The 6181-nt window shown below is 75.8% G+C and carries 7 protein-coding genes; 2 read left to right on the top strand and 5 right to left on the bottom strand.

The features are described from left to right. Both AC0CYZ_RS07630 and AC0CYZ_RS07635 read right to left on the bottom strand, forming a co-directional pair. Window positions 1–570 (bottom strand): exodeoxyribonuclease VII large subunit (locus AC0CYZ_RS07630; protein WP_472213912.1); only part of this gene is annotated, 570 nt, incomplete at its 3' end. After that, window positions 567–1130: a lipid droplet-associated protein gene (locus tag AC0CYZ_RS07635; RefSeq protein ID WP_472213913.1), complete on the bottom strand. Its 564-nt coding sequence runs from the start codon at window positions 1128–1130 to the stop codon at window positions 567–569. The genes AC0CYZ_RS07630 and AC0CYZ_RS07635, both read right to left, overlap by 4 nt. A 112-nt stretch (window positions 1131–1242) precedes the next feature. On the opposite strand from AC0CYZ_RS07635, the gene AC0CYZ_RS07640 reads away from it, so the two are divergent. Then, window positions 1243–2274 carry a 4-hydroxy-3-methylbut-2-enyl diphosphate reductase gene (locus tag AC0CYZ_RS07640; protein WP_472213915.1) on the top strand — a complete coding sequence of 344 codons (1032 nt, stop codon included), beginning with the start codon at window positions 1243–1245 and terminating at the stop codon, window positions 2272–2274. A 150-nt stretch (window positions 2275–2424) separates the two neighbouring features. On the opposite strand, the gene AC0CYZ_RS07645 is transcribed toward AC0CYZ_RS07640, so the two are convergent. From AC0CYZ_RS07645 to AC0CYZ_RS07655, 3 genes are all read right to left on the bottom strand, one after another. Next, the gene (locus tag AC0CYZ_RS07645) at window positions 2425–3447 is read right to left on the bottom strand and encodes a DUF6542 domain-containing protein (RefSeq protein ID WP_472213917.1); all 1023 of its coding nucleotides are present in this window, start codon (window positions 3445–3447) and stop codon (window positions 2425–2427) included. Window positions 3448–3547: 100 nt separating this feature from the next. Continuing rightward, window positions 3548–4996, bottom strand: coding sequence for a DNA recombination protein RmuC (locus AC0CYZ_RS07650; protein WP_472213919.1), 1449 nt, complete (start codon window positions 4994–4996; stop codon window positions 3548–3550). Between the two features lie 48 nt (window positions 4997–5044). After that, window positions 5045–5599, bottom strand: coding sequence for a methylated-DNA--[protein]-cysteine S-methyltransferase (locus AC0CYZ_RS07655; protein ID WP_472213921.1), 555 nt, complete (start codon window positions 5597–5599; stop codon window positions 5045–5047). A gap of 115 nt (window positions 5600–5714) precedes the next feature. Between AC0CYZ_RS07655 and AC0CYZ_RS07660 the strand changes: the two genes are divergently transcribed. Further along, window positions 5715–6181 (top strand): GTPase (locus AC0CYZ_RS07660; RefSeq protein WP_472213923.1); only part of this gene is annotated, 467 nt, incomplete at its 3' end.

Consider the following 6181-nt stretch of genomic DNA (forward strand, 5'->3'; position numbering starts at 1 on the left):
CAGCGCGTCGAGGATCTGGGGCACCGCCTGCACGCCCTGGGTCGCGGTGTTGAGGATGCGGAAGCACACCCCGGGCCAGCGACCGGTCGCGACGCTGACGACGTCGTGCTCGGCGGCGCTCGCCCGGCCCGTGACGAGGCCGACACAGCCCGGCAGGCGTGGGAGCCGGCGCTTGCGGGCCGGGTCGAACAGTCCCTCCGCCGCGAGCAGGGCCCGGAGCCGCTCGATGCGCGCGAGGAGCTCGCCGACCCCGACCGCGCGGACCTCGTCGACCCGCAGCGAGAGCGTCCCGCGCCCGAAGTAGAACGAGAACTTGCCGTGGACGACGACCCGCTGCCCCTCGGCGAGCGGCGGGGTCGCGTCCCGGACGATCTGGGCGGGGGCGGTCAGCGACAGCGACACGTCCGCCGCCGGGTCGCGCAGCACGAGGAACGCCGTGCCCGTTCCGGGCCGGGCGCTGACCTGGGTGAGCTGGCCCTCCACCCAGACCGGCCCGAGCCGGTCGATCCACTTCGAGACCTTGAGGGCGACCGTGCGCACCGGCCACGGCGCCTCGGCGGTCGTCGTCACTGCTCGGCGGTGACCGTGGCGATGCGGTTGGTCAGCATGGTCACGAAGGCCGGCCGGTCGGCGTGGGCCGACTCCCAGGCCAGCAGGTCGGTGAGCTGGTCGACCGACAGGCCGCGCAGCCGCGCGCGGACCTGGGGGATCGTCATCGACTCGTACCCGGGCAGCGCGTCGGGGGTGTCGCCCCCGGTGTCCTCCGGGGTGAGCACCGGACGGTCGAGGGGCCGCGCGTGGCCGTTGGTCGACGTGCCCGGCAGGCGTCGCCCGGGCGGCCCGGAGCGGGAGCCGTCCACACCGCTCGCGGGCAGGACGCGGTCGTCGGTGTCGTCGTCGAAGCGCGCCCACGACGGGGCCTCCTCCACGGGGCGGGCGCCCTCGAGGGCGGTGTCGCCCTTGATGGCCAGCTCGGTGACGACCTGCTGCGCGCGCATGGAGAGCTGGAGCACGCGGCTCACGGCGGAGATCGGCAGACCCACGACCGTGCGGGGCAGGGCCTGCACCTCCTCGACCGCGGTCACGACCAGGCCGGCGGCGACGCGCACCGGGAACGGGAGGGAACTCATGCGTCCAGCCTGCCAGCCGACGGCGGGGCTGTGCGAATCGCCACGGCCGCGGGCCGGTCACGGGGCCGTGCGCAACCGCCCCGGGCCGCCGTCGGCCCGTAGGCTCGACGGTATGTCCGTCTCTCCGGGACCCGGCACCACGGCCGTCGCGCACGACGTCGCCGTCTCCGCCGTCGATGGCGCGACCGCGACGCGGCGGGTGCTCCTCGCCAAGCCCCGCGGCTACTGCGCAGGCGTCGACCGCGCCGTCGTCGCCGTCGAGAAGGCTCTGGAGACCTACGGCCCACCCGTGTACGTGCGCAAGGAGATCGTGCACAACCGCCACGTGGTGACCACGCTCGCGCAGCGGGGCGCGGTGTTCGTCGAGCGGACGGACGAGGTGCCCGAGGGCGCCACCGTCGTGTTCTCGGCGCACGGGGTGTCGCCGGCGGTGCACTCCGAGGCCCGCGAGCGCGAGCTGCGCACCATCGACGCCACCTGCCCGCTGGTGACGAAGGTCCACCAGGAGGCCAAGCGGTTCGCGCGCGAGGACTACGACATCCTGCTGATCGGCCACGAGGGCCACGAGGAGGTCGAGGGCACCTCCGGCGAGGCCCCCGAGCACATCCAGGTGGTGGACGGCCCGGACGCGGTCGCCGCCGTCGAGGTCCGCGACCCGGACAAGGTGATCTGGCTCTCGCAGACGACGCTGTCGGTCGACGAGACGATGCAGACGGTCTCGGCGCTGCGCGAGCGGTTCCCGGCGCTGTCGGACCCGCCGTCGGACGACATCTGCTACGCCACCCAGAACCGCCAGGTCGCGGTGAAGGCGATGGCCCCGCAGTGCGACCTCGTCGTGGTGGTCGGGTCACGGAACTCGTCGAACTCGGTGCGCCTCGTCGAGGTCGCCCTCCAGGCCGGCGCCCGGGACTCCCACCTCGTCGACCACGCGGGCGAGATCGACGAGGCCTGGCTCGAGGGGGTCACGACGGTCGGGGTCACCAGCGGCGCCTCGGTGCCGGAGATCCTCGTCGGGGACGTCCTGCACTGGCTCGCCGACCGCGGGTACGGCGAGGTCGAGGAGATCACGACGGCGAACGAGAAGCTGACGTTCTCCCTGCCCCGTGAGCTCAAGCGCGACATGCGTCCCGACGCCGTGCGCTGACGCGCGGCTCGTGGTGCCGGCCGGCCGGTGCCGCTCGGACGTCGAGGGCCGCGGACGTCGAGGGGCACCGGGCGCAGGTTCTGCATGGGCGGGGCCGGCCTGACGTGCTCCTGATCTCGAGCTGATCGACCCGAGCGGGGCCTGACGACCTCAGCGCGGAGGCTCGCCCGGAGGTCGCTCGCGGACCGGGTGCACGCCGGGGGGCTTCGAACCCGGGCCCCGGCCCTCGCGCTGCCGCTCCTCGCGGAGGCGTTCCTCGCGCATCCGGTCCTCCCGGCTGCGGGGCTCACGCGGGCCGGCGGCGGGTGGCATGGTCGTGGCGGGACGCGCCGGGCCCTTCTCGGGCGGGGGTGCGCTGCGCTGGGCCGGCTGGCCCTTCTCGGGCGGGGGCGCGCTGCGTTGGGCGGCCGGGCGTCGCTCGGTGGCGCCGTCCTGCCGCCTGGGCTCACGGAGCGGCCGATCCCGCTCGGGCCGGTCGCGCTCGCGGCGCTCCCGCTCGGCGAGGTCCCGCTCCGCCTGCGCACGCTCGCGCTCGGCGCGGGCGCGCTCCTGGGCCCGCCGGCGGTCGCGCTCGGCCTGCTCCCGGTCGGAGGCCGGCGGCCGCCGGTCCCGGTTGCCCAGCTTGGTCGTCGGACGGTCCCGCACCCCGTCGCCGCGGCCGCGGGATGCTCCCGACGGGCCGGAGCGGACGGGGTCACGCCGGGTCGCGCCCTCGTCGGGGACCCGGCGCCAGCGCTGGACCCGGATACGGACGACGCCGATGAGGACGCACACGACCGTCGTGATCGCCATGGCCGGGAACCCGTTGATCAACGGAGCGCCCACGGCGAGTGCGGTGGAGACGAGGCCCCCCGACGCGGGCAGCGAGCCGGTGGCAGCGACCGCGACCGGCACCGACACGGCCAGCAGCAGGGGCGGCTGCACCATCGGCACGAACAGGTCGCGGCGCTGGACGAGCAGGGTGGCCAGCACGCAGCCGGCGGGGTAGGCCGCGAGGAAGATCCCGCCGAGGCTTCCCGCGCGGACCACGTCGGCCGCGACCCCGCCCGCCGTGAGGACGAGCGCGAGCACCAGGACCGCCCACCACCGCATCCCCCGCAGACCGGGGAAGGCGGAGGCCTCCCCGACCTCGGAGGAGGCGGACGACGGTGCGTCGTCCCGCGTGGTGGTCACCCGATCAACGGTAGCGGGCGGTCGCCACCGGCCCGGGCCCCCTCGTCACCGGCGGCACGCCCGGGTGGTCGCGGGCGCCGCGCCGATCGGCGGCCTCCGCTCAGCCCGTCAGCCGGTGCACCCCCGGGGCCCGCGCCGCGTGCTCCTCCGCTGCGCCGGTCCCGTCCGCACCGGCCGCTCCCTCCGCGTCGTCCTCGAGGGCCACGTCCTCCCCGTCGGGGATGCCGGGACCGCCCTCACCGGTCAGCTCCGGCGCCCCGGGCACCCGAGCCCGTCGGTCGACCTGCGCCACCTCCTCCACCGTGCCGCGCGTGACCGACAGCTCGGAGAAGCGGCGCGCCGTGACCAGCACCCGCGACTCGAGCGAGCCGACGGTGTCGTTGTAGGCCTTCACGCCCGCGTCCAGCGAGCGACCGAGCTTGCCGAGGTGCCCGCCGAGCGTCGCGAGCCGCGCGTGCAGCTCCCGGCCGAGGGTGTGGATCTCGGCCGCGTCGCGCGCCAGCGACTCCTGGCGCCACGCGTGCCCCACGGTGCGCAGCAGCGCGATCAGCGTGGTGGGCGTGGCGACCACGACGTCGGCGGAGAACGCGTGCTCGAGCAGCCCCGGGTCGGCCTCGAGCGCCGCGGAGAGGAACACCTCGCCGGGGACGAACATGACGACGAACTCGGGCGTGGGGTCGAACGAGCGCCAGTAGGCCTTCGCCGACAGCGCGTCGACATGGGTGCGGAGCTGGCGGGCGTGGGCCTGGGTGCGTTCGCGGCGACCGGCCTCGTCCGCGGCCTCGAGCGACTCCAGGTAGGCCTCGCACGGCACCTTGGCGTCGACCACCACGCGCTTGCCGCCCGCGAGGTGCACGACGAGGTCCGGGCGCTGGGCGGTGCCCTCGGCGCCCGCGACCGACTGCCGGCTGAAGTCGCAGTGCTCGACCATCCCGGCAAGGTGCACGACCCGCTCGAGCTGCATCTCCCCCCACCGCCCGCGCACGTGCGGCGTGCGGAGCGCCGTGGTCAGCGCCCGGGTCTCACCGGCGACGCCGCGCGCCGACTCGGCGACCGCCCCGACCTGCTCCCGCAGCCCCGCGAAGGCCGCCTCGCGAGCGGACTCGGCCGAGCGCAGCTGCCCCTCGAGCCGGGTCAACGTGGACGACACCGGGTCGAGCAACGAGGTCATCGCCCGGGCCCGCGCGCCGGCGTCGGCGGCCGCCGAGGAGGCGAGCGCCCCGGTGACCTCCCGCATCCGGGACTCGGCGAGCCGCGCGAAGCTCTCCGAGTTCGCCGCCAGCGCCTCGGCCGACAGCGACGCGAACGCCTCCCGGACCGCCGCGTCACGCCGCCGCTCGGCCGCCTCGCGCTCGCCGGCCGAGCGGCGCTCGGCCTCCAGCTCGGCCCGCGCCGCGGAGGCGGCCGCACCCGCCCGGCGCACCGCCTCGGCCACCGCGGCCTCCTGGCGCGCCGCGGCGACGCGGCTCGCCACCACGGCGCCGCCCAGCGCCCCCAGCAGGGCGCCGAGCAGCAGGCCGAGCAGCACGCCCTCCCCGGTGATCGTCATGGGGCGGACGGTGCCAGAGGGGTCCGACAGTGTGTGGCGGCTCGCCGGTCAGGCCTCCGACGGGGCGGTGTCCTGCGGGCTCCCGGCCACGTGCGCGGCCTCGGCCGCGAGCAGTCCCTCCTTCACCGACAACCCCCACCGGAAGCCGCCGAGCGAGCCGTCGCCGCGCCGGACCCGGTGGTCGGGCACGAACAGCCCGACGGCGTTGCGGGCGCAGGCCTGCGCGGCGCCGCGCGGTGCGAGCGGGCGACCCGCCCGCAGCGCGAGCTCGGTGTAGGACAGCGTCGTCCCGGCGGGGATCTCGCGCATGCGCGCCCACACCTCCTGCAGGAACGGTCCGCCGTACTGGCGCACGGGCAGCATCGCGGCCGGCCCCGCGTCGCCGTCGTGGAAGGCCGCCACGGCCGCGGTCACCGCGCCGAGCTCGGTGCGCTCGAGGATCTCCGCGGGGCGCAGGGAGGGGTGGACGAGCGGGAGGAGCTCGTCGTCGGGAGCGGGCGTCCACCCGGCCGCCAGGACGACGCCGTCAGCGTCGACCACCACGGTGAAGGGGCCGAAGGGGGTGTCGAGGGTGGCGCGGGCGCCGGAGCGGTCGTCGGGCATCTCAGGACCTCCGAGGTCGGGAACGGTGTCTCTCGGGGGCTTGGACGCAGCCCGGGCCCGATCGGCTCCCTCCGGTTTCCGAGGGCCGTCGGACCGGGTCTCTAGACTCGGTGTCGTGAGCCTGACCCTCGGCATCGTCGGGCTGCCCAACGTGGGCAAGTCGACGATGTTCAACGCACTGACCAGCAACGACGTCCTCGCGGCGAACTACCCGTTCGCCACGATCGAGCCGAACGTCGGTGTGGTGCCGCTGCGCGATCCCCGGCTGGACCGGCTCGCCGAGCTGTACTCCTCGGAGAAGATCGTCCCGGCGACCGTGTCCTTCGTCGACATCGCCGGCATCGTCGCGGGCGCGAGCGAGGGCGCGGGGCTGGGCAACAAGTTCCTCGCGAACATCCGCGAGGCCGACGCCATCTGCCAGGTGGTCCGGGTCTTCGACGACGACGACGTCGTGCACGTCGACGGCCGGGTGGACCCGGGCGCGGACATCGAGACCATCTCCACCGAGCTCGTCCTGGCCGACCTGCAGACCGTCGAGAAGGCGGTGCCGCGCCTCGAGAAGGAATCGCGGATGCAGAAGGA

Source organism: Actinomycetospora sp. (genome assembly GCF_055612215.1).